Annotated in this window: 33 protein-coding genes; 31 read left to right on the forward strand and 2 right to left on the reverse strand. The window is 39.0% G+C overall.

Annotation, left to right across the window (positions count from 1 at the left end):
* Positions 1 to 190 precede the first annotated feature (190 nt).
* Positions 191 to 517: a PadR family transcriptional regulator gene (locus tag AC4BB5_RS02035; RefSeq protein ID WP_490457786.1), complete on the forward strand. Its 327-nt coding sequence runs from the start codon at positions 191 to 193 to the stop codon at positions 515 to 517.
* Positions 507 to 1,061: a DUF2812 domain-containing protein gene (locus tag AC4BB5_RS02040; RefSeq protein ID WP_490457787.1), complete on the forward strand. Its 555-nt coding sequence runs from the start codon at positions 507 to 509 to the stop codon at positions 1,059 to 1,061. Before AC4BB5_RS02035 ends, AC4BB5_RS02040 begins: the two co-directional genes overlap by 11 nt.
* Positions 1,062 to 1,158: 97 nt before the next feature.
* Here the strand turns inward: AC4BB5_RS02040 and AC4BB5_RS02045 are convergent, their stop codons facing one another.
* Both AC4BB5_RS02045 and AC4BB5_RS02050 read right to left on the reverse strand, forming a co-directional pair.
* Positions 1,159 to 1,551: a tautomerase family protein gene (locus AC4BB5_RS02045; RefSeq protein ID WP_490457788.1), complete on the reverse strand. Its 393-nt coding sequence runs from the start codon at positions 1,549 to 1,551 to the stop codon at positions 1,159 to 1,161.
* 23 nt (positions 1,552 to 1,574) lie between these two features.
* Positions 1,575 to 2,330, reverse strand: a complete 756-nt coding sequence (locus AC4BB5_RS02050) for a DeoR/GlpR family DNA-binding transcription regulator (RefSeq protein WP_490457789.1) — start codon at positions 2,328 to 2,330, stop codon at positions 1,575 to 1,577.
* Between the two features lie 282 nt (positions 2,331 to 2,612).
* Between AC4BB5_RS02050 and iolA the strand changes: the two genes are divergently transcribed.
* The 29 genes from iolA to rpmD all read left to right on the forward strand — a co-directional run bounded on the left by iolA (position 2,613) and on the right by rpmD (position 22,214).
* A complete protein-coding gene (gene iolA, locus AC4BB5_RS02055; protein ID WP_490457790.1) occupies positions 2,613 to 4,073 on the forward strand; it encodes a methylmalonate-semialdehyde dehydrogenase in 1,461 nt (486 codons plus the stop codon).
* Between the two features lie 19 nt (positions 4,074 to 4,092).
* A complete protein-coding gene (iolB, locus tag AC4BB5_RS02060; RefSeq protein ID WP_490457791.1) occupies positions 4,093 to 4,911 on the forward strand; it encodes a 5-deoxy-glucuronate isomerase in 819 nt (272 codons plus the stop codon).
* A 14-nt stretch (positions 4,912 to 4,925) separates the two neighbouring features.
* On the forward strand, positions 4,926 to 5,885 hold the full coding sequence (gene iolC, locus AC4BB5_RS02065; RefSeq protein WP_490459017.1) for a 5-dehydro-2-deoxygluconokinase: 960 nt from the start codon (positions 4,926 to 4,928) through the stop codon (positions 5,883 to 5,885).
* A gap of 21 nt (positions 5,886 to 5,906) precedes the next feature.
* The gene (iolD, locus tag AC4BB5_RS02070) at positions 5,907 to 7,820 is read left to right on the forward strand and encodes a 3D-(3,5/4)-trihydroxycyclohexane-1,2-dione acylhydrolase (decyclizing) (protein WP_490457792.1); all 1,914 of its coding nucleotides are present in this window, start codon (positions 5,907 to 5,909) and stop codon (positions 7,818 to 7,820) included.
* Between the two features lie 123 nt (positions 7,821 to 7,943).
* On the forward strand, positions 7,944 to 8,948 hold the full coding sequence (locus AC4BB5_RS02075; RefSeq protein WP_490457793.1) for a Gfo/Idh/MocA family protein: 1,005 nt from the start codon (positions 7,944 to 7,946) through the stop codon (positions 8,946 to 8,948).
* A gap of 56 nt (positions 8,949 to 9,004) precedes the next feature.
* Entirely contained in the window at positions 9,005 to 10,030 is a 1,026-nt protein-coding gene (gene iolG, locus AC4BB5_RS02080) for an inositol 2-dehydrogenase (protein WP_490457794.1), read from the forward strand.
* A gap of 37 nt (positions 10,031 to 10,067) precedes the next feature.
* A complete protein-coding gene (gene iolE / locus AC4BB5_RS02085) occupies positions 10,068 to 10,961 on the forward strand; it encodes a myo-inosose-2 dehydratase (RefSeq protein WP_490457795.1) in 894 nt (297 codons plus the stop codon).
* A gap of 24 nt (positions 10,962 to 10,985) precedes the next feature.
* A complete protein-coding gene (locus AC4BB5_RS02090) occupies positions 10,986 to 12,587 on the forward strand; it encodes a solute:sodium symporter family transporter (RefSeq protein ID WP_490457796.1) in 1,602 nt (533 codons plus the stop codon).
* 53 nt (positions 12,588 to 12,640) lie between these two features.
* Positions 12,641 to 12,946, forward strand: coding sequence for a PTS sugar transporter subunit IIB (locus AC4BB5_RS02095; RefSeq protein WP_490457797.1), 306 nt, complete (start codon positions 12,641 to 12,643; stop codon positions 12,944 to 12,946).
* Positions 12,947 to 13,372: 426 nt separating this feature from the next.
* Complete coding sequence (rpsJ, locus tag AC4BB5_RS02100; protein WP_002389727.1) at positions 13,373 to 13,681, forward strand: 30S ribosomal protein S10; 309 nt, start codon at positions 13,373 to 13,375, stop codon at positions 13,679 to 13,681.
* A 24-nt stretch (positions 13,682 to 13,705) separates the two neighbouring features.
* The gene (rplC, locus tag AC4BB5_RS02105) at positions 13,706 to 14,335 is read left to right on the forward strand and encodes a 50S ribosomal protein L3 (RefSeq protein ID WP_010761690.1); all 630 of its coding nucleotides are present in this window, start codon (positions 13,706 to 13,708) and stop codon (positions 14,333 to 14,335) included.
* 25 nt (positions 14,336 to 14,360) lie between these two features.
* The gene (gene rplD / locus AC4BB5_RS02110; RefSeq protein ID WP_490457798.1) at positions 14,361 to 14,984 is read left to right on the forward strand and encodes a 50S ribosomal protein L4; all 624 of its coding nucleotides are present in this window, start codon (positions 14,361 to 14,363) and stop codon (positions 14,982 to 14,984) included.
* Positions 14,984 to 15,274: a 50S ribosomal protein L23 gene (gene rplW / locus AC4BB5_RS02115; RefSeq protein WP_010761688.1), complete on the forward strand. Its 291-nt coding sequence runs from the start codon at positions 14,984 to 14,986 to the stop codon at positions 15,272 to 15,274. The genes rplD and rplW overlap by 1 nt, the downstream gene beginning before the upstream one ends.
* 38 nt (positions 15,275 to 15,312) lie before the next feature.
* The gene (rplB, locus tag AC4BB5_RS02120; RefSeq protein WP_490457799.1) at positions 15,313 to 16,143 is read left to right on the forward strand and encodes a 50S ribosomal protein L2; all 831 of its coding nucleotides are present in this window, start codon (positions 15,313 to 15,315) and stop codon (positions 16,141 to 16,143) included.
* Positions 16,144 to 16,185: 42 nt separating this feature from the next.
* Positions 16,186 to 16,464: a 30S ribosomal protein S19 gene (gene rpsS / locus AC4BB5_RS02125; protein WP_010761686.1), complete on the forward strand. Its 279-nt coding sequence runs from the start codon at positions 16,186 to 16,188 to the stop codon at positions 16,462 to 16,464.
* 21 nt (positions 16,465 to 16,485) lie between these two features.
* Positions 16,486 to 16,833, forward strand: coding sequence for a 50S ribosomal protein L22 (gene rplV / locus AC4BB5_RS02130; protein WP_010761685.1), 348 nt, complete (start codon positions 16,486 to 16,488; stop codon positions 16,831 to 16,833).
* A gap of 110 nt (positions 16,834 to 16,943) precedes the next feature.
* On the forward strand, positions 16,944 to 17,600 hold the full coding sequence (gene rpsC / locus AC4BB5_RS02135) for a 30S ribosomal protein S3 (protein ID WP_010766221.1): 657 nt from the start codon (positions 16,944 to 16,946) through the stop codon (positions 17,598 to 17,600).
* 2 nt (positions 17,601 to 17,602) lie between these two features.
* A complete protein-coding gene (gene rplP / locus AC4BB5_RS02140; protein WP_002356208.1) occupies positions 17,603 to 18,037 on the forward strand; it encodes a 50S ribosomal protein L16 in 435 nt (144 codons plus the stop codon).
* On the forward strand, positions 18,027 to 18,215 hold the full coding sequence (gene rpmC / locus AC4BB5_RS02145) for a 50S ribosomal protein L29 (RefSeq protein ID WP_010761682.1): 189 nt from the start codon (positions 18,027 to 18,029) through the stop codon (positions 18,213 to 18,215). The genes rplP and rpmC overlap by 11 nt, the downstream gene beginning before the upstream one ends.
* A 23-nt stretch (positions 18,216 to 18,238) precedes the next feature.
* Positions 18,239 to 18,505, forward strand: a complete 267-nt coding sequence (gene rpsQ, locus AC4BB5_RS02150) for a 30S ribosomal protein S17 (protein WP_010761681.1) — start codon at positions 18,239 to 18,241, stop codon at positions 18,503 to 18,505.
* Positions 18,506 to 18,564: 59 nt separating this feature from the next.
* Positions 18,565 to 18,933, forward strand: a complete 369-nt coding sequence (gene rplN / locus AC4BB5_RS02155) for a 50S ribosomal protein L14 (RefSeq protein WP_010761680.1) — start codon at positions 18,565 to 18,567, stop codon at positions 18,931 to 18,933.
* A 34-nt stretch (positions 18,934 to 18,967) separates the two neighbouring features.
* Positions 18,968 to 19,276 (forward strand): 50S ribosomal protein L24, encoded by a 309-nt coding sequence (gene rplX, locus AC4BB5_RS02160; RefSeq protein WP_010761679.1) that lies wholly within the window; start codon positions 18,968 to 18,970, stop codon positions 19,274 to 19,276.
* Positions 19,277 to 19,301: 25 nt separating this feature from the next.
* Positions 19,302 to 19,841: a 50S ribosomal protein L5 gene (rplE, locus tag AC4BB5_RS02165; RefSeq protein ID WP_010761678.1), complete on the forward strand. Its 540-nt coding sequence runs from the start codon at positions 19,302 to 19,304 to the stop codon at positions 19,839 to 19,841.
* Positions 19,842 to 19,859: 18 nt separating this feature from the next.
* Positions 19,860 to 20,045: a type Z 30S ribosomal protein S14 gene (locus tag AC4BB5_RS02170; RefSeq protein ID WP_002356214.1), complete on the forward strand. Its 186-nt coding sequence runs from the start codon at positions 19,860 to 19,862 to the stop codon at positions 20,043 to 20,045.
* 35 nt (positions 20,046 to 20,080) lie between these two features.
* Positions 20,081 to 20,479, forward strand: a complete 399-nt coding sequence (rpsH, locus tag AC4BB5_RS02175; protein ID WP_010761677.1) for a 30S ribosomal protein S8 — start codon at positions 20,081 to 20,083, stop codon at positions 20,477 to 20,479.
* A 31-nt stretch (positions 20,480 to 20,510) separates the two neighbouring features.
* Positions 20,511 to 21,047 carry a 50S ribosomal protein L6 gene (gene rplF, locus AC4BB5_RS02180; protein ID WP_025869795.1) on the forward strand — a complete coding sequence of 179 codons (537 nt, stop codon included), beginning with the start codon at positions 20,511 to 20,513 and terminating at the stop codon, positions 21,045 to 21,047.
* A 96-nt stretch (positions 21,048 to 21,143) separates the two neighbouring features.
* A complete protein-coding gene (rplR, locus tag AC4BB5_RS02185; protein WP_010761675.1) occupies positions 21,144 to 21,500 on the forward strand; it encodes a 50S ribosomal protein L18 in 357 nt (118 codons plus the stop codon).
* Between the two features lie 20 nt (positions 21,501 to 21,520).
* Complete coding sequence (rpsE, locus tag AC4BB5_RS02190; RefSeq protein ID WP_010761674.1) at positions 21,521 to 22,021, forward strand: 30S ribosomal protein S5; 501 nt, start codon at positions 21,521 to 21,523, stop codon at positions 22,019 to 22,021.
* Between the two features lie 13 nt (positions 22,022 to 22,034).
* Positions 22,035 to 22,214 (forward strand): 50S ribosomal protein L30, encoded by a 180-nt coding sequence (gene rpmD / locus AC4BB5_RS02195; RefSeq protein ID WP_010761673.1) that lies wholly within the window; start codon positions 22,035 to 22,037, stop codon positions 22,212 to 22,214.
* The last annotated feature ends 24 nt before the right edge of the window (positions 22,215 to 22,238 follow it).

Genomic DNA, 22,238 nt, shown 5'->3' on the forward strand with positions numbered 1-22,238 from the left:
CGGCGTACTCGGACGTAAGTCGAAGGGATTTCCCTTCGACTTTTTTTTGAAGTTGTATACATAAAATAAGATTCAAGAGTAGATGGATTGTTTTATTTCTTAAAATATCTTGACATATATCGAGGTTCGATATAATATAGTGTTACGATATATCGAACCTCGATATAAAATTGAGAGGAATGAAACACCGATGGAAGATAAGCTGAGAAGAATCTACATACCAATGACAGAAACGGGTTTTTATATTTTATTTGCTCTTAAAGAAGAACGTCATGGTTATAACGTCATTCAATATGTAAAAGAGTTGACGAGTCAAGCAATCGTTATCAGTGCAGGGACAATGTACGGCAGTCTTAGTAAGATGGAAAAAGACGGTTTGATTGAAGTGGTGAAGGAGGAAGAGAGACGAAAAAGTTATCTGATTACACGGTTAGGGGAAGAAGTGCTCGATCATGAAATCAATAGAATTAAAAGGTTGTATAAAAATAGCATTGGGGAGAAACTAGATGAAAACTAAAAAAATAAGGAAAAGGTTTGAGTTAGCCGATTATTTAGAGGAAGAAAAATTTTTACAAGCACAACATAAAATGGGATGGAAAATGGTGGATTTAAAGTCACCGTTTAGTACCTACGTCTTTGAAGAATGTGAAGCAGATGATTATGCATATCAATTAGATTTTAAACAACAAGAAAAAGATCTTGAAGAGTATCTACAGCTTTTTGAAGATTGTGGTTGGGAGCACTTTTATAAGTTCGGCAACTGGTATTATTTTAGGAAGAAAAAATCTGAAATACCAGAAGAAAATGTGATTTTTAATGATGCTCCAACGCGGGCCGAAATGGCTAAAAAAGTAGTGAGGTTTCAAGGCGTGATTTCTCTCAGTGCGTTGTTCCCGTTGTTTTATATAGTTCCTATGGTGCTAAATAGAAGTGAGGGGATAAGCAATGTTCTCCTTGCGTTGTTATCAATATATGGCGTAATAATGATTATTTTGGCTGGGAGTCAGTTAAGAAATTTTTGGAAGCTCAACCAGATCATCAAGAGAGAAGAGCAGTTGTAAAGAGACTGAGTCGTTGCGCTTTTGCTCCTGACATTTCTTTATACTTAAAGACCGGAACAAAACTGATTATAGTTTTGTTCCGGTCTCTTTTTTACTTTCAGAGTTCGCCTGTTAAAAATTGTGCTTTCCCGAATCCGAAACTCCAGTCTGCATCATTATTAATTATGAACGAAATGAGTAAATTTTCAGGTGTGATATCACATAATTCATTTAATTGCTCAGCGAGTAGCTGGTAAAATGTTTCCTTTTGAGCTGTAGTTCTTTCTCTACTGATAACGGTCAGTGAAATCATCTTAGCCGGATCTCTTTTAAAACCTAGCCCCGTATCTTCCATCACCATTTCGAAGGGTTTATGTTGAGTGACGATTTGATATCTATCACCTGTTGGGACATCGAAGGATGATAAAACTACGGAATGCGCCACATCAAGTATGGCTTGTATTTCTTCTTTGCTGCGACCTTCAATCAAATCAAATTTTAGTAGTGGCAAGTTGACTCCTCCTTTTTTTATTTCTAGTTGCTATATAACAGTTCAACCATGTGTAAGTCACAAAACTCTACATATTTTTCTGGTATTTCTCTTGTTGTGACGATTCCTTTGATATTTTCTAAAGGAGAGTAGGTGAGTAAAGTAGAATGGTCGAATTTTGAACAATCTGCGAGTAAATAGATATCTTTGCTTCTTTGAACAATCATCTTTTTAATTCGATATTCCATTAAATCAGAATTGGTCAAGCCGCTTGTGATCGAAACCCCAGTCGCTGCCATAAATGCCTTATTTATATTGTATCTTGTTACAACGGCTTCATCTTCGACCCCTACAAAGGAACGCGTCTTCCTTTTATAACTATTACCAATAAGGATAAGTTGGACGTTTTTCATTGCAGCCGCAAGATTGATGATATCAAGATTATTTGTTAGTAATGTAAATGGCAATTCTGGATTAACGTTTTTCAAAATTTGGCTAGTAGTTGTTCCGGAATCGATATAGATTAGATCATCTTCTTTAATCAATGCAGCCGCTCTTTTACCAATCTGCTCTTTTTCCTTTTGATTATGGATAGTCCGATTTTCAAAAGAAACTAAGTTATTCTCTACATAAACAACTCCACCGTAGACTTTCTTCAATGTCCCTCTTTTTTCCAATTCATTGATATCACGGCGAATCGTATTTTTAGAGACGTTAAAAACACGACATAGTTCATCAAGAGAAATACTGCCCTGTTGCTGTATGTAATTTTCAATTTGCTGAATTCGTTGTAGTTTCATATTCCGTAGCCTTTCCACTTCGTGTAATTAGATTTACTATAACATATGACCTGAATGTAATCAATATGTAACCATGATTGTGTGTGTTTTACTCTTTATCATCCATTTTTTTTATTTTGAAATAGAAAATTCAGCAAAAAGTAATCAAAAAAGTAAAAATTTCGCCAAAATAGGTTGACTATCAGAAAACGGAATTGTACAATGTAATCAAAAGTTAACCAAACATAATCAAGATGTGACCAACGCGTTGATTTTTAATTGAAAACAAGGAGGACATTATAGATGGTAGCGGTACGAAAGTTAAAAAATTATATTGGTGGGAAATGGGTATCTAGTCGTACAGAAGTATATGAAACAGTTTATAATCCAGCTACGAAAGAAGTGCTTTGTGAAGTGCCACTTTCAACAAAAGAAGATTTGGAAGAAGCAGTTACGATTGCTAAAGAAGCTTTTAAAACATGGAAAGAGACGGCTGTCCCACGACGTGCAAGAATCCTCTTTAATTATCAGCAACTCCTAATCAAACATAAAGCAGAATTGGCTCGTCTGATTACACTTGAGAATGGGAAAAATCTCAATGAAGCTTTAGGAGAAGTTCAACGAGGAATCGAAAATGTAGAATTTGCTGCAGGAACGCCAACATTGATGATGGGGGATTCATTAGCTTCCATTGCTACAGATGTGGAGGTCGCTAACTATCGTTATCCAATCGGAGTGGTTGCTGGAATCTCGCCCTTTAACTTTCCGATGATGGTCCCTTGTTGGATGTTTCCGATGGCGATTTCGTGTGGGAACAGTTTTATTTTAAAACCATCAGAAAGAACCCCTTTACTAACTGAGCGATTAGCTGAATTATTTACAGAGGCGGGATTACCTGCAGGTGTGTTCAATATTATCTATGGCGCACATGATGTTGTAAACGGGATTTTAGAACATCCAGAAGTGAAAGCGATTTCCTTTGTTGGTTCACAACCAGTCGGTGAGTATGTTTACACGCAAGGGAGTAAAAACTTGAAGCGAGTGCAAGCGTTAACTGGTGCTAAAAATCATTCAATTGTTTTAAAAGACGCAGATCTAGATGATGCTGTGACAAATATTGTATCAGCTGCTTTTGGTTCTGCGGGTGAGCGTTGTATGGCATGCGCGGTAGTAACCGTTGAAAATAAAATAGCAGATGCGTTTATCGATAAATTACAAGAAAAAGCATCAAATATCAAAGTAGGGAATGGCTTGGACGATGGTGTCTTTTTAGGACCCGTCATTCGAGAGGAAAATCAAAAAAGAACACTCGCTTATATTGAAAAAGGAATTAAAGAAGGTGCGCGCTTGATTGCGGATGGTAGGGAAAATATTCCAGATAATGGTTATTTTGTTGGTCCGACCATTTTTGATGGTGTGACAACAGATATGACGATTTGGCGGGATGAAATTTTTGCCCCAGTATTGTCGATCATTAGAGTAGAAAATTTAAAAGAAGCCGTTGCGACAGCGAATCAATCTGAATTTGCAAATGGTGCGTGTCTGTTCACTAACAATGCTTCAGCAATTCGTTATTTTAGAGAAAATATTGATGCAGGCATGTTAGGTATCAATTTAGGCGTGCCAGCACCTATGGCATTCTTCCCGTTTTCTGGTTGGAAGTCTTCATTTTATGGTACGCTTCATGCGAATGGAAAAGATAGCGTAGAATTTTACACGCGTAAAAAAGTAGTGACAGCACGATATCCTAAAACAAATATTTAATGGGAAAGAAGGAGTAAGAATGGCTCATCTAAATTATAAACCTGTCCCACGGAAATTATCACAAGGTATCACGCTGCTTCAACATATCAATAAAAAAAACACAGCGTTGCAGTACATTGAATTAAAAGTGATTCAAATGACTAGTGGAAGTGTATTTCGGGAAAGTTTAGGAAAGCAAGAAGTATGTATCGTTGCCTTAACTGGAAAAATCACTGTAACAGATGGAGAACAAATCTTTGAGTCAATCGGTACACGAGAGAATGTTTTTGAAAAAATACCGACTGACAGTGTTTATATCTCGATAGAACAGATTTTTGAAATTACAGCGATATCAGAAGCAACGGTGATTTTGTGTTACTCACCTTCTGAAAAGAAAAAAGCGACCGCTCTGATCAAAGCATCAGACAACACCATTGAGCGAAGAGGGAAATATCAGAATAAACGTTTGGTGCACAATATTTTACCAGATACTAGTCTACTTGCTGATCGTCTGTTAGTTGTAGAAGTGTTTACAGATGGTGGTAACTGGTCTAGCTATCCACCACATAAGCATGATCAAGATAACTTGCCGATGGAATCTAAATTAGAAGAAACCTATTATCATGAAATGAATCCTAGACAAGGGTTTGTTTTTCAGCGAGTGTATACAGATGATCGATTGCTTGATGAAACGATGACTGTAGAAAATGGTGATGTTGTCGTTGTTCCTAAGGGGTATCACCCAGTAGGAGTGCCGGATGGTTATGATTCTTATTACTTAAACGTAATGGCAGGTCCAACTAGAAAATGGCAGTTTCACAATGATCCTGACCATGAATGGATTTTAACTAGAAAATAGAAGGAGTGGCAATGATGACGAAAAAATTTGATATGATCGCACTTGGTCGAGCATGTATTGATTTGAATGCTGTTGAGTATAATCGACCGATGGAAGAGACGATGACCTTTAAAAAATATGTAGGCGGTTCGCCAGCTAATATCGCGATTGGCAGTGCGAAACTAGGTGGAAAAGTTGGTTTCATAGGGAAAATTTCCGATGACCAGCACGGGCGTTTCATCAAAGAATTTATGAGTGAAGCTGGAATTGATACGAGTCAGATGTTTATCGATCAAAAAGGGCATAAAGCAGGATTGGCCTTTACAGAAATCAAAAGTCCCGAAGAATGCAGTATTTTGATGTATCGAGATCAAGTGGCAGACTTATACCTAGCACCAGAAGAAATCGATGAAGAATATATCAAACAAACAGATCTTTTGTTAGTCTCTGGAACAGCTCTTGCGCAAAGTCCTTCTAGAGAGGCGGTATTAAAAGCGATTGCTTATGCTAGAAAAAATCACGTGAAAGTGGCCTTTGAGCTAGATTATCGTCCATATACATGGCAATCAGCAGAGGAAGTTTCCGTTTATTATTCAATTGTTGCTGAAAATGCCGATATAGTAATCGGTACGAGAGATGAATATGATGAAATGGAAGGCAAAAAAGGTGGAACAAATCAAGCTACTATAGACTATCTATTTCAGCATCGACCAGGTTTGATCGTGATCAAGCATGGTGTAAAAGGTTCCTATGCCTACACCAAAAAGGGAGAAACCTATCAAGCGGGTTCTTATAAAACTCAAGTGTTAAAAACATTTGGTGCAGGCGACTCTTATGCAGCGGCATTTTTATATGCATTGAATACAGGGAAAGACATTGAAACAGCATTGAAATATGGTAGCGCATCGGCAGCCATTGTTGTTAGTAAGCATAGTTCATCAGAAGCGATGCCGACAGCTGAAGAAATCAAGCAATTAATTAAAGAGCAATCTTGATAAAAGTAAGGCGGGGAAGTTATGGCTAAAAAGGTTCGATTAACGACAGCACAAGCACTTATCAAATTTTTAAATCAACAGTATATTCAAGTTGATGGTAAAGAATTCCCATTTGTTGAAGGAATTTTCAATGTCTTTGGTCACGGCAACGTTTTAGGGATCGGTCAAGCGCTTGAAGAAGATCCAGGCCATTTAAAAGTGATTCAAGGTAAAAATGAACAAGGGATGACGCATGCCGCAGTGGCATATAGTCGGCAGAAATTAAGACAGAAAATTTTTGCTGTTACGGCATCAGCTGGTCCAGGATCAGCCAATATGATTACAGCGGTGGCAACTGCTTTTGCCAATAACATTCCGGTGTTGATCTTACCAGCAGATACCTTTGCTACACGGCAACCTGATCCTGTTTTACAGCAATTAGAACACGAAACAAGTGCGGCAATCACAACAAATGATGCGTTTAAATCAGTTTCTAGATATTGGGATCGTGTTCAACGGCCAGAACAGTTGATGAGTAGTCTGCTAAGAGCGTTTGAAGTCATGACGAATCCAGCGACTTCTGGTCCAGCAACGATTTGTATTGCACAAGACACAGAAGCCGAAGCGTATGATTACGATGAAGAGTTCTTCAAAAAAAGAGTGCATTATATTGATCGGCAAATCCCGACAGAACGAGAATTAAAAGGGGCTACAGAGAAAATTTCTAGGAGTAAGAAACCGGTGATCATCGTTGGAGGCGGAGCGAAGTATTCCGAAGCGCGTGATGCTTTGATTCGTTTGTCTTCACAATGTGGGATTCCGCTAGTTGAAACACCGGCCGGTAAATCCACTGTAGAAGCAGATTTTAAGAATAACTTAGGTGGTACAGGTGTCCTCGGAACGTTGGCTGCCAATAAAGTGATTCGGCAAGCTGATCTGATTATTGGGATCGGAACAAGGTATACGGATTTTACAACTTCTTCTAAAACTGCTTTTAATTATGAGCAAGCAACATTTTTGAATATCAATGTCAACCGCATGCAGGCGTATAAGTTTGATGCTTTTCAGCTCATTGGTGACGCTAGAGAGACGCTAGAACGACTAATACCGATGTTGACAGAATATCAAACATCATTTGGCGGAAGTATTCAACAGCTGAAAGAAGAGTGGATGGTTGAAAGAAGTCGTCTAGGAGAGATTTCTTTTTCGCGGGAAAATTTTTCACCAGAAATCAAAGGTCAATTCACACAAGAAATTCTAAATGACTATTCGGATGCGTTGCAGACTGAAATGCCGCAAACTGGTGCATTTCTTACAATCAATCAGACTGTAGATAAAGAAAGTATTGTCATTGCATCAGCGGGCTCTTTACCTGGCGATATGCAGCGTTTATGGAATCCGCTCGTGCCCAATACCTATCATCTGGAATATGGTTATTCTTGTATGGGGTATGAAATCAGTGGTGCTTTAGGCGTAAAGCTAGCAAGTCCATCACAAGAAGTGTATGCCATGGTAGGCGATGGTAGTTTCTTGATGCTGCACTCAGAACTGATCACCGCACTGCAATATGGGCAAAAGATTAATATTTTGTTATTTGATAATTCTGGATTTGGCTGTATCAATAATTTACAAATGGGGAATGGCAGCGGTAGTTATAAGTGCGAGTTTAGAGATCAAAATGATCAAATCATGAACATCGATTATGCAAAAGTTGCGGAAGGTTATGGTGCTAAATCTTATCGGGCTAATACGAAAGAAGAGCTTATTGCGGCGTTGGAAGATGCTAAAAAACAAGAGAAATCTACATTGATCGAAATGAAAGTTTTGCCAAAAACGATGTCAGATGGCTATGATAGCTGGTGGCATGTTGGGGTTGCTGAAGTTTCAAAAAGTCTAGCAGTTCAAGAGGCATATGAGCGTAGTCAAGAAATGTTGAAAATAGCCAAAGAGTATTAGTGTTACAAGCCTGCTTTTTTACAGAAGCGGGCAAATAATTAAATCGTTTTGAAAGCGTATACGTAATAGTGGACTGAGGAAGTTGTCCGACAGGTTTGTAAAAAAGAAAATGGAGGCAAAACAATGGATTTAAAAGTTGGCGTCATTGGAACAGGTGCAATCGGGATCGAACATATTAAACGAATCAATGAAAAAGTGCAAGGGGCTTATGTTACTGCGGTTTCAGATATCAATGTGGAGCAAGCACAAAGTTTAGCGAATCAAATCGATGCTGTTTTCTTTGAAACGGGAGAAGAGCTGATTGCTTCATCTAATGTGGATATTGTTGTGGTAACTTCTTGGGATCCAACCCATGAAAAATATGTATTAGAATCAATCAAACATGGAAAATACGTTTTCTGTGAAAAACCTCTAGCTACGGATAGCGCAGGTTGCAAACGAATCGTCGATGCTGAAATTAAAGCTGGGAAAAAATTAGTCCAAGTTGGTTTTATGCGAAGATACGATCGCGGTTACATTGAGTTGAAAGAAGCAATCGAAACTAAAAAATTTGGTGAACCGTTGATGCTTCATTGTGCGCATAGAAATCCAACAGCAGATGAAAACTATCTAACGCCAATGGCGATCATTAATACCGGCATTCATGAAATTGATGCTTTGCGTTGGTTACTGCAAGAAGATTATGTTTCGGCACAGATGATTTTACCAAAACAAACAAGTTTCACTCACGGAAAACTACATGATCCGCAAATGCTGATTTTAGAAACAGCTTCTGGCATTCATATTGATTTAGAAATTTTCGTTAATTGTCAGTTTGGCTATGATATCAAATGTGAAGTTGTTTGTGAAACAGGGGAGATCGGGCTGGAAGATCCGGCATATACTCATGTGAAGGCAAAAGGCAAAAACTATACTAAAATCGCGCCAGATTGGCAAACTCGTTTTGTTGAAGCGTATGACTATGAATTTGAGTTGTGGATCCGCTCGATTCAAACCGGTAATCTAACAGGACCAACAGCTTGGGATGGTTATGCAGCAGCGGTTACGATGGATGCTTGTGGTAAAGCTAGAGAGACAGGTGAGCGGGCGTTGATTCAATTGCCTGAATGTCCAGTGTTATATAAATAAGTTGTTATTTAGTTTCACGAGTTCTTTCAATTTTTATCAATAGGAGGATGTACGGAATGGGAAAAATCAAGGTTGGAATTGTCGGTTTAGGTCGTTTAGGGAAAGTTCATGCAAAGAACTTAGCTGAAAACGTTCAAGGATGCCAATTAATTGCTGCTTGTAGTTTTGTGCAAGAGGAATTAGATTATGCTATCACAGAATTAGGTGTACAAGAAACATATAAAGAGTATGAGGAAATGGTAAAAAGTCCAACAATCGATGCAGTTTTTATTGTTTCGCCGTCAGGCTTTCATTGCGAACAGATTCAGCTAGCGATGGAATTTGGCAAACACGTTTTCAGTGAAAAACCGATTGGCTTGGACTTGACTGACATAAAAGAAACGGAGCGAGTGATCGAGAGTCGTCCGGATCAAATATTTATGTTGGGGTTCATGCGCCGCTATGACGATTCATATCGTTATGCTAAACAGTTAGTAGATGCTGGCGAATTAGGGGAGCTGACTCTAATGCGGTGTTATAGCATCGATCCTAGTTCGGGTATGGAAAGTTTTGTGAAATTTGCTGGGGCTAGTGATAGCGGAGGAATTTTCATGGATATGTCGATTCATGATATTGATTTAGTCCGCTGGTTTACAAAAAAAGAAGTGAGTAAAGTTTGGGCGATAGGCAAAAATGCAGCTTATCCTGAGTTGGATAAAGTAGGGGAACTGGAAACAGGAGCTGCTATGATGCAGTTGGAAAATCAGGCGATGGCGATCTTGGTTGCAGGTCGGAATTGCCATCACGGGTATCATGTAGAAACGGAGTTGATCGGAACAAAAGGAATGCTTAGGGTAGCAGCAGCGCCAGAGAAAAACTTAGTTACGATCATGGATGAAAAAGGAGTTGTACGAGCATGTTCACAAGATTTTCCAGAAAGATTTCGTGAAGCTTTCGTCAATGAAGCGAAAGAGTTTATTGCTTGTATCAAAGAGAAACGTCAGCCGCAAGTTTCAGCATATGATGGGCTGCAGTCAACAAAAATAGCTTTAGCATGTAAAAAATCGTTTGAAACAAATGAATTGATTGCAATTGACAATTGATAAGCAAATATTCCTTAGAAAGGGGAGCAAAAATAAAATGAATGATTCGAAAATCCGTTTGGGGATTGCGCCGATTGCTTGGACAAATGATGATATGCCAGAATTAGGAAAAGAAAATACGTTTGAGCAGTGCATCAGTGAAATGGCTTTGTCAGGGTTTGTAGGGACTGAGATTGGGAATAAATATCCAAAAGATCCAGAAGTATTGCGGCCTTATCTTGATACTAGAGGGTTGTCGGTAGCGAGCGCTTGGTTTAGTGCCTTTTTAACAACGAAGCCTTATGAAGAAACAGAACAAGCTTTTATTGAACATATGAAATTTCTGCACGCTATGGGGGCCAAAGTAATCGTCGTTTCGGAACAAGGGCATAGTATTCAAGGCCAGATGGAGCTGGCTATTTTTAAAGAAAAACCTGTATTTTCAGAATTGGAGTGGCAAGCACTGACAACTGGTTTGGAGCGTTTAGGCGGATTGGCAAATGCTAAGGGCATGTCGATTGTTTATCATCATCATATGGGGACCGGTGTACAAACGACTGAAGAAATCACTCGTCTGATGGAGTCGACGGACCCTGAGAAAGTATCCTTGCTTTTTGATACTGGACACCTAGTTTTCTCAGGCGAAGATCCGATTGAGATTTATCAAAAATATCAAGATCGCATTAAACATATCCATTTTAAAGATATTCGGGATAAGGTAGCAAGACGAGTAAGCGATACGGATCAAAGTTTTTTGAATGCCGTTAAGGCAGGGGTGTTTACTGTTCCAGGAGACGGAATGATCGATTTTGCACCGATTTGGGAAGCAATCAAGACTAGCGGTTACGAAGGTTGGATCGTGGTCGAAGCAGAACAAGATCCAGCAAAGGCAAATCCTTTTGAATATGCTGTGAAAGCGAGAAATTATATTCGTAAAATCACGAGTATTTAAAATCTAAAAAAGGAGCGGAATCCTATGAATCTATTTTCTCTTATTAGCTTTGTCGTAATCGTGGCGTGTGTCTGGATTTTTGCGTACAGTCGTGCCAAAGGTGTGGATACTTCCGGCTCAGAAGGCTTCTTTATGGGAGGGAGAAGTCTGACTGCTTTGCCGATTGCAGGTTCCATTATTATGACGAACTTATCAACAGAACAAATCGTTGGTCAAAATGGGCAAAGTTATCACGCTGGTATGGAGGTTATGGCGTGGGAAGTAACAGCTGCGATAGCAATCGTTGCGTTGGCAGTTGTCTTTTTACCAAAATATTTTAAGTATGGTATCAATACTATTTCAGATTTCATTGAAATTCGCTATGATACAGTGACTAAGCGGATAATTTCGATCTTATTTATCGTAACGTATATGATTTCTTTTTTACCTGTTGTTTTATATTCGGGTTCGCTCGTTTTTAATAAAATTTTTCATATAGATGAATTGTTAGGCGTTCGACCGATCGTTGCAATTATTTTGGTTGCCTTGATCATCGGTGTGATCGGTATTCTCTATTTATTGATCGGTGGCTTATCATTGAGTGCCAATAGTGATACAGTCTATGGTGTTGGGTTGCTGATTTGCGGTCTGTTGATTCCTATTTTGGGTGTGACGAAATTGGGTGAGGGTAATTTTATTGGCGGAATTGATTATATTGTCGACCATACACCGTGGTTATTGAATTCTGTTGGAGCAATCGATTCAGCGATTGTCCCGTGGCCAACATTGATCACCGGAATGTTGTTCAATAACTTGTATTTCTGGTGTACGAATCAAATGATTGTACAAAAAGCGTTGTCAGGGAAAAACTTGGCAGAAGCACAAAAAGGGACATTTATCGTAGGCTTGTTCAAAGTGTTTGGTGCATTGTTCCTAGTATTTCCGGGAATCGTCGCACGGAACATTTTTGGAGATGCGCTAATGGGTAATCCTGACAATGCCTATCCGTATCTTGTGACGGAAGTGTTGCCGCAAGCGTTGTTTGGCGTATTTGCCGCTGTGATTTTCGGGGCCATCCTGTCCTCGTTTGCTGGAGCCTTAAATGCAACGGCTACTCTATTTTCACTAGATTTCTACAAACCTGTACTTAATAAGCAGGCAGATGATAAGCAAATTGCTCGAGCTGGAAAAATTGTTACTATAATAGTAGGTGTGATCTCTGTAATTGTGGCACCATTTATTTCCTTTGCTCCAGCTGGTTTGTATCAATTTGTCCAAGAATTCAATGGATTATATAATATGCCATTGTTGGTAATCATATTATTTGCCTTTTATTCGAAAAAAGCGACCGCTGTTGCAGCGAAGGCAACGATTGCTATTCATATTGTTTTGTATGCATTATCAAAGGTCTTTTTGAAAGACATCCATTTTTTATATGTGTTGAGTCTGCTATTTTTCTTAGATGTTTTGATCATGTTGGCAATTTCTAAGTGGAAACCAGATGGGGATTTTGTGTTGGAGTCGTTTGATACAAAAGTAGACATTAAACCATGGCGCTATACAAAAGTTGTATCTGTGGTTTTGGTTATAATCGTCATTTTGACGTATGTTGCTTTTTCTCCGATAGGTCTAGCAAGTTTGCAATAAGGTGAATCTAGAGTGTTCGGAAAAAGTATTTATCGATTAACTGGAGGTCTAATATGGAAAAAAATATTTTGGTTATATGTGAGGCTGGGATAAGTGCTTCGTTATTGGTTTCAAAAATTCTTGAATCTCTTAAAGAAAAAGAGTTAGAATACACAATAGATTATGCACCTGTAAGTCGTGTTCAGGAGAAACTAGCATTTAAAAACTATGACGTATTACTTTTAACGCCTCAAGTAGCAAGGTATGAGGATAAAATACAGGCAATTGTTGATAAAGAAAAATGTACATCTAAAATCATATTTATAAAACCGGAAGATTTTCAATATATGAATGTTGAACGAATGATTAGTCAATTATAAATAAGGTGTTTTTAGTATAAAAGATAGGACGAAACAAAAAGGTTTTGTCTTATTTTTTTTGACTTGTAGAAATATAGCGTATTTATCAGGTATACGCTGGAGTGTAAATGAACAATTTCTTCTATTATAAAGTTTTTAAAAGGCTAATTGAATTCGATGCGCATAATAAAATAAATTTAAGAAAATGCTTGCAATAAAAAAATACCTTTTTCTAGAAAAAAACCTTGCTATTACTATGTTTCTGTAATATAATTACAAAGGTGCTATTTACAGAAGTGTAAAAAGCATTGGTAAATCAAGCTTTTGATCTACCGGCTAAGAAACGAGAGGTTGCGACACGCCCGGACGCTTTGCCACGAACGAGCGTGACGGAAAAATTTTCGTGGAGCTATGTCTACTTTCAAAATAGGCGAAGGAGGGAACAAGATGGCAAAACAAAAAATTCGTATCCGTTTAAAAGCGTATGAACACCGTATTTTAGATCAATCAGCGGATAAAATTGTGGAAACAGCAAAAAGAACTGGAGCTGACGTGTCAGGACCAATTCCATTACCAACAGAACGCTCGCTTTACACAGTTATTCGTGCGACTCATAAATACAAAGATTCACGCGAACAATTCGAAATGCGTACGCACAAACGTCTAATCGACATTGTGAACCCAACACCAAAAACAGTTGATGCTTTAATGAAGCTTGACTTACCATCTGGTGTGAATATTGAAATCAAACTATAAAATCAAGATGATGGAGGTGTACTCATGACCAAAGGAATCTTAGGAAAAAAAGTGGGAATGACACAAATCTTTACTGAGTCTGGTGAATTAATTCCAGTAACAGTAGTTGAAGCTACGCCAAACGTAGTTTTACAAGTAAAAACTGTTGAGACTGACGGATACGAAGCTATCCAAATCGGTTACCAAGACAAACGTGAAGTTTTATCGAACAAACCTGCGAAAGGTCATGTTGCAAAAGCAAACACGGCTCCTAAGCGCTTCATTAAGGAATTCAAAAATGTTGAGCTAGGAGAATATGAAGTAGGTAAAGAAATTAAGGTAGATGTTTTCCAAGCAGGAGACATTATTGATGTTACAGGAACTTCGAAGGGTAAAGGATTCCAAGGCGTTATCAAACGTCACGGACAAAGCCGCGGACCAATGTCTCACGGTTCTCGTTACCACCGTCGTCCTGGGTCAATGGGTCCAGTAGCACCTAACCGTGTATTTAAAAATAAAAAACTTGCCGGCCGTATGGGTGGTAACCGCGTAACAATTCAAAACCTTGAAATTGTTAAAGTGGACGCTGAAAGAAATGTAATCATGATCAAAGGTAACATTCCTGGAGCGAAAAAATCATTAATCACAATCAAATCAGCTGTGAAAGCTAAATAAGCGTAGGGAAAGGAGGAACTAAGGAATGCCGAATGTAGCATTATTTAAACAAGATGGAACTCAAAATGGTGAAATCACTTTAAACGAAGAGATTTTCGGAATCGAACCAAATGAAACAGTTGTCTACGATGCAATCATCATGCAACGTGCTTCATTAAGACAAGGTACACACTCAGTTAAACACCGCGGAGAAGTTCGTGGCGGTGGCCGTAAACCATGGCGTCAAAAAGGAACTGGTCGTGCTCGTCAAGGTTCAATTCGTTCACCACAATGGCGTGGAGGTGGCGTAGTCTTCGGACCAACACCACGTTCTTACAGCTACAAACTTCCTAAAAAAGTTCGTCGTTTAGCAATGAAATCTGTATTGTCAGATAAAGTTGCTGAAAACAACTTGGTAGCAGTTGAAGCTTTAGGCTTTGATGCACCAAAAACAAAAGAATTTAAACAAGTTTTATCAAACTTATCTATTGATACGAAAGTATTAGTTGTTTTAGAAACAGGAAATGATTTTGCAGCGTTGTCTGCACGTAATCTACCAAACGTTTCTGTAGTAACTTCTGATAACGTAAGTGTTTTAGATATCGTTTCTAATACTAAAGTATTGGCAACACAAACTGCTCTTACTCAAATTGAGGAGGTGCTTGCATAATGAACTTACTAGACGTAATCAAACGCCCAGTGATCACTGAAAAATCCATGCTTGCTATGGACGAAAAGAAATACACTTTCGAAGTGGACACTCGCGCGAACAAAACTTTAGTAAAACAAGCTGTTGTAGCAGCATTTGATGTTAAAGTTAAAAACGTAAACATCATTAACGTGCGCCCTAAATTTAAACGTATGGGTAAACACGCTGGATACACAAAAAAACGTCGCAAAGCTGTTGTGACATTAACAGATGATTCAAAAGAAATTCAAATTTTCGATGCTGCTGAATAAGCAGTCCATGTTAACTATTAAATGGGAGGGAAAAAGACGTGGCGATTAAAAAGTATAAACCTACCACAAATGGCCGTCGTAATATGACAGCATCTGATTTTGCTGAAATCACGACATCAACACCTGAGAAATCGTTGTTGGCGCCATTAAAAAACCATGCCGGTCGTAACAACAACGGTCGTATTACAGTTCGTCATCAAGGTGGCGGTCACAAACGTCAATACCGTATGATCGACTTCAAACGTAATAAAGATAACGTTGTAGCGGTTGTCAAAACTATCGAGTATGATCCAAACCGTTCTGCTAACATCGCGTTAGTACATTACGAAGATGGAATCAAAGCATACATTCTAGCACCAAAAGGATTGGAAGTAGGCATGCGCCTTGTTTCCGGTACTGATGCAGATATTAAAGTAGGGAACGCATTACCATTGGAAAACATTCCAGTCGGTACTGTTGTCCACAACATTGAAATGAAACCTGGTAAAGGCGGTCAATTGATTCGTTCTGCTGGAACAAGTGCACAAGTACTTGGTAAAGAAGGCAAATACGTATTAATTCGTTTAAACTCAGGCGAAGTTCGTATGATCTTAGCAACTTGCCGTGCAACTATCGGGGCAGTTGGTAACGAACAACACGAATTAATCAACATTGGTAAAGCTGGCCGCTCTCGTTGGATGCGTAAACGCCCAACAGTTCGTGGTAGCGTAATGAACCCGAACGATCACCCACACGGTGGTGGTGAAGGTAAACAACCGATTGGACGTAAAGCTCCAGTATCACCTTGGGGTCAACCAGCTATCGGCTTGAAAACTCGTAATAAAAGAGCTAAATCCGACAAATTTATCGTTCGTCGTCGTACTAAATAATTTTTTTGACCATGTGTCGTACATTTTGAGAGGAGGTTCACCATGGGTCGTAGTTTGAAAAAAGGACCTTTCGCTGATGAGCATTTAATGAAAAAAGTAGAAGCTCAACAAGGTGCCGAAAAGAAGAAAGTAATTAAAACTTGGTCTCGCCGTTCTACAATTTTTCCAACATTCGTTGGATTTACAATTGCCGTATATGATGGACGTAAACACGTTCCTGTATACATCCAAGAAGACATGGTAGGACATAAATTAGGTGAATTTGCACCAACTAGAACTTATCGTGGCCACGGAGCCGACGATAAGAAAACTAGACGTTAATTTTGAGGGGAGGAAATGCAAATGTCAGAACAAATTACATCAGCTAAGGCAACTGCTAAAACAGTTCGCACTTCACCTCGTAAAGCCCGTTTAGTAATCGATCTTATCAGAGGTAAAAGCGTTGCGGATGCAATTTCTATCTTGAAATTCATGCCAAACAAATCTGCTGGAATCATTGAAAAAGTTTTAATGTCAGCAGTTGCTAACGCAGAAAATAACTTTGACTTAGACGTTGAAAACTTAGTAGTATCTGAAGCATTTGTCAACGAAGGACCAACAATGAAACGCTTCCGTCCTCGTGCAAAAGGTTCAGCATCACCAATTAACAAACGTACAAGTCATCTTACAGTAGTCGTATCAGAAAAATAATCTGTTTTAAACAGATGTCACTTGATAAGAGGAGGATCATTATCTTTAATACTCAAGTATTAAAAGATAGTGACTACCGAACCTTAAAAGATTAAGAGGAGGGACAATCAGTGGGTCAAAAAGTACATCCAATAGGAATGCGTGTAGGCATCATCCGCGACTGGGATGCAAAATGGTATGCTGAAAAAGAGTATGCTGAGTTCTTACACGAAGATTTAAGAATCCGTAAATTTATCGCGACAAAACTTGCTGATGCCGCTGTGTCTACAATTGAGATCGAGCGCGCTGCAAATCGTGTGAATATTTCAATCCACACAGCTAAACCAGGTATGGTTATCGGTAAAGGCGGATCTGAAGTCGAAAACCTAAGAAAATCATTGAATTCATTAACTGGTAAAAGAGTTCATATCAACATCATTGAAATCAAAAAACCAGATTTAGATGCAAAATTAGTAGGCGAAGGAATTGCACGTCAGTTAGAAAACCGTGTTGCGTTCCGTCGTGCTCAAAAACAAGCGATCCAACGCACTATGCGTTCAGGCGCTAAAGGTATCAAAACACAAGTATCAGGTCGTTTAAACGGTGCTGATATCGCTCGTTCAGAAGGTTACTCTGAAGGTACAGTTCCACTTCACACTTTGCGTGCTGATATTGATTACGCATGGGAAGAAGCAGACACAACTTACGGAAAATTAGGAGTTAAAGTGTGGATTTACCGTGGAGAAATTCTTCCAACGAAAAAAAACACTGAGAAAGGAGGGAAATAATCATGTTAGTACCTAAACGTGTAAAACACCGTCGTGAATTTAGAGGTAAAATGCGTGGTGAAGCCAAAGGCGGAAAAGAAGTAGCATTTGGTGAATGGGGTTTACAAGCAACTGAATCTCACTGGATTACTAACCGTCAAATCGAAGCTGCCCGTATTGCTATGACTCGTTATATGAAACGTGGCGGGAAAGTATGGATTAAAATTTTCCCTCACAAATCATACACAAGTAAAGCTATCGGTGTTCGTATGGGTAAAGGTAAAGGGGCACCTGAAGGCTGGGTATCACCAGTTAAACGTGGCAAGATCATGTTTGAAATCGCAGGCGTACCTGAAGAAGTAGCTCGTGAAGCACTTCGCCTTGCATCCCACAAATTACCGGTGAAAACCAAAATTGTAAAACGTGAGGAAATGGGTGGTGAATCGAATGAAGGTTAAAGAAATCAGAGAATTAACCACTGCCGAAATGCTTGAAAAAGAAAAGCAATTCAAAGAAGAATTATTTAATCTTAGATTCCAACTAGCAACAGGTCAATTAGAAAACACTGCACGTATTCAAGAAGTACGTCAATCGATTGCACGCATCAAAACAGTATTGCGTGAACAAGCTAACTAATAGTGGAAGGAGGCCAAACGCGTATGACTGAAGAAAGAAATCAACGCAAAGTTTACCAAGGTCGTGTTGTTTCAGACAAAATGGATAAAACTATCACAGTTGTCGTAGAAACAAAGAAAAACCATCCTATTTATGGTAAACGTATGAAATATTCTAAGAAATACAAAGCTCATGATGAAAACAACACTGCAAAAGTTGGAGACATCGTAAGAATCATGGAAACTCGTCCATTATCAGCTACAAAACGTTTCCGTTTACTAGAGGTAGTCGAAGAAGCAGTTATTATCTAATAAAAACGAGATTTTCCTATATAGATTGAAACATAAAATCTGAAAGGGGGATACACATCGTGATCCAACAAGAAAGCCGATTAAAAGTCGCAGATAACTCAGGTGCTCGTGAAATCTTAACGATTAAAGTACTAGGTGGTTCTGGACGTAAAACTGCTAATATTGGTGACGTGATTGTTGCTACGGTTAAACATGCAACGCCAGGTGGGGTTGTCAAAAAAGGTGAAGTCGTAAAAGCCGTTATCGTTCGTACTAAATCAGGAGCTCGTCGTACAGACGGTTCATACATTAAATTTGATGAAAATGCTGCTGTAATTATTCGTGATGATAAGAGCCCGCGTGGAACTCGTATCTTCGGTCCTGTTGCACGTGAATTACGTGAAAACAACTTCATGAAGATCGTTTCTCTAGCACCAGAAGTATTATAATCAGGACACGTATCAAAGGAGGTGCGAAACAGTAATGTTTGTTAAAAAAGGCGATAAAGTGAAAATTATCACTGGTAAAGACAAAAATAAAGAAGGCGTTGTATTAGCAGCGTTTCCTAAAAAAGACAAAGTCATCGTTGAAGGTGTTAACATCATGAAAAAACACCAAAAACCTAACCAAGCAGCGCCGCAAGGCGGAATCCTAGAAGTCGAAGCGCCGATTCATGTTTCTAATGTAATGGTGATTGACGGAACAGGTGTAGCTGGTCGTGTAGGTTACAAAGAAGTCGATGGTAAAAAAGTCCGTGTTTCTAAAAAAACCGGTGAAGTCTTAGATAAATAGATTAAAGGAAGGAGGGGCTTACTAAATGAACCGCCTGAAAGAAAAGTATATTAAAGAAATTACTCCATCATTAGTGGAAAAATTTAATTATAGTTCAGTTATGCAAACACCAAAAGTTGATAAAATCGTTATTAACATGGGTGTGGGTGACGCTGTTTCAAACGCAAAAAACTTAGATAAAGCAGTTGAAGAATTAGCTTTGATCACAGGTCAAAAACCATTGATCACTAAAGCGAAGAAATCAATCGCTGGTTTCCGTTTACGTGAAGGAATGCCAATCGGTGCGAAAGTTACTTTACGCGGAGAAAGAATGTACGAATTTTTAGATAAATTAGTATCAGTTTCTCTACCTCGTGTACGTGACTTCCACGGTGTAAGCAAAAAAGCCTTTGACGGACGTGGTAACTACACTTTAGGTATTAAAGAACAATTAATCTTCCCAGAAGTTGATTACGATTTAGTAGATAAAGTACGCGGTATGGACATCGTTATTGTAACAACAGCAAACACAGATGAAGAATCTCGTGAATTGTTGGCACAATTAGGTATGCCATTCCAAAAATAATAAAAGGAGGCGAACTACGTGGCTAAAAAATCAATGATTGCTAAAAACAAACGCCCTGCAAAACATTCAACACAAGCGTATACTCGTTGTGAACGTTGCGGACGTCCACATTCAGTTTATCGTAAATTTCATCTTTGCCGTATTTGCTTCCGCGAACTTGCCTATAAAGGTCAAATTCCCGGCGTGAAGAAAGCTAGCTGGTAAACAAGTAAACTCGCATAAAGGAGGTAAATAGTTCAATGGTCATGACAGATCCAATTGCAGATTTTCTAACGCGCATTCGTAATGCAAACATGGTTAAACATGAAAGCTTAGAAGTGCCTGCGTCAAAAATCAAACGTGATATCGCTGAAATCTTGAAACGTGAAGGTTTTGTACGCGATGTAGAATATATCGAAGATGACAAACAAGGCGTGATTCGTGTTTTCCTTAAATACGGTAAAAACGAAGAACGTGTTATCACAAACTTAAAACGTATCTCTAAACCAGGTTTACGTGCTTATGTCAAATCTGACGAAGTACCTAAAGTATTGAATGGTCTAGGAATCGCGATTATCTCTACTTCTGAAGGTGTTGTAACTGATAAAGAAGCAAGAGCTAAAAACATCGGCGGCGAAGTAATCGCCTACGTATGGTAATTTAAAAAAACACACAAGGAGGTGTCTCTAAGTGAGCCGTATTGGTAATAAAATCGTTGTACTTCCTGCTGGCGTCGAGGTCAAACAAGAAGGAAACAACATTACTGTAAAAGGACCTAAAGGTGAATTAACACGTGAATTTTCAGCTGATATCACAATGAATATCGAAGGAAATGAAGTAACATTCACTCGTCCAAATGATAGCAAAGACATGAAAACAATCCACGGAACAACTCGTGCGAACTTCAACAACATGGTTGTTGGTGTAAGTACAGGCTTTGAAAAAGGTCTTGAACTTATCGGGGTTGGGTACCGTGCTCAAATGCAAGGGACTACATTAGTTCTTAACGTTGGGTATTCTCATCCAGTAGAAATCACACCACCAGCTGGTGTAACTGTAGAAGTACCTTCGAATACACAAGTAGTTGTAAAAGGCGCTAACAAAGAACACGTTGGTGAATTAGCAGCAAACATTCGTGGTACTCGTCCTCCAGAACCTTATAAAGGCAAAGGAATCCGTTATGTTGGCGAATTCGTACGCCGTAAAGAAGGTAAAACTGGTAAATAATAGCAGCTTGAGAGTTATTTTTCAACTCTGTTTGAAAAATAACGATCCGTTGTCTATCGCAGCTTAATAGCTAGCAAATATAAAGAGGTGACAATTGTGATTACAAAACCAGATAAAAACAAAACACGTCAAAAGAGACATCGCCGTGTACGTAACAAAATCTCTGGTACTGCTGAGTGCCCACGCTTGAACGTATTCCGTTCTAACAAAAACATCTACGCGCAAATCATTGATGACGTAGCGGGTGTAACGCTAGCAAGTGCCTCTGCCTTAGATAAAGAAATTTCAGGTGGAAACAAAACAGAAACAGCCGCAGCTGTTGGTAAATTAATCGCTGAACGTGCCGCTGAAAAAGGCGTTAAAGTAGTAGTCTTTGACCGTGGTGGATACCTTTACCATGGCCGCGTGCAAGCTTTAGCTGAAGCAGCGCGTGAAAATGGACTAGAATTTTAGGAGAAGGAGGAACACCATTCATGGTTTATATTGATCCAAAACACTTGGAATTAGAAGACCGCGTGGTTTCTATCAACCGTGTAACTAAAGTTGTTAAAGGTGGACGTCGTCTACGCTTTGCTGCATTAGTTGTTGTGGGAGATAAAAACGGTCACGTTGGCTTTGGGACTGGTAAAGCACAAGAAGTACCAGAAGCAATCCGTAAAGCAATCGAAGACGCGAAGAAAAACTTAGTGGAAGTACCTATGGTTGGTTCTAGTATCCCTCACGAAGTGATTGGGGTATTCGGTGGTGGCCGTATCCTTATGAAACCTGCAGTAGAAGGTTCTGGGGTAGCCGCTGGTGGACCAGTTCGTGCCGTATTGGAATTAGCTGGTGTAGCAGATATTACATCAAAATCATTAGGTTCAAACACACCAATCAACGTTGTTCGCGCAACAGTTGAAGGGTTAAAACAATTAAAACGTGCCGAAGAAGTGGCAGCACTTCGCGGTAAATCTGTAGAAGAAATCTTAGGATAAGGAGGACAAAATAATGGCTGAATTAAAAGTTACATTAAAACGCAGCGTTATCGGACGTCCTCAAAACCAAAAAGATACAGTTAAAGCACTAGGTTTAGGTAAACTAAACAGCTCTGTTGTGAAACCTGCGAACGAAGCAATCAAAGGTATGATCAACACTGTGTCACATTTAGTGGACGTTGAAGAAGTTTAATTTACAATAGTACATTGTTAAGGA

It is taken from the genome of Enterococcus sp. AMC1252 (assembly GCF_058216515.1).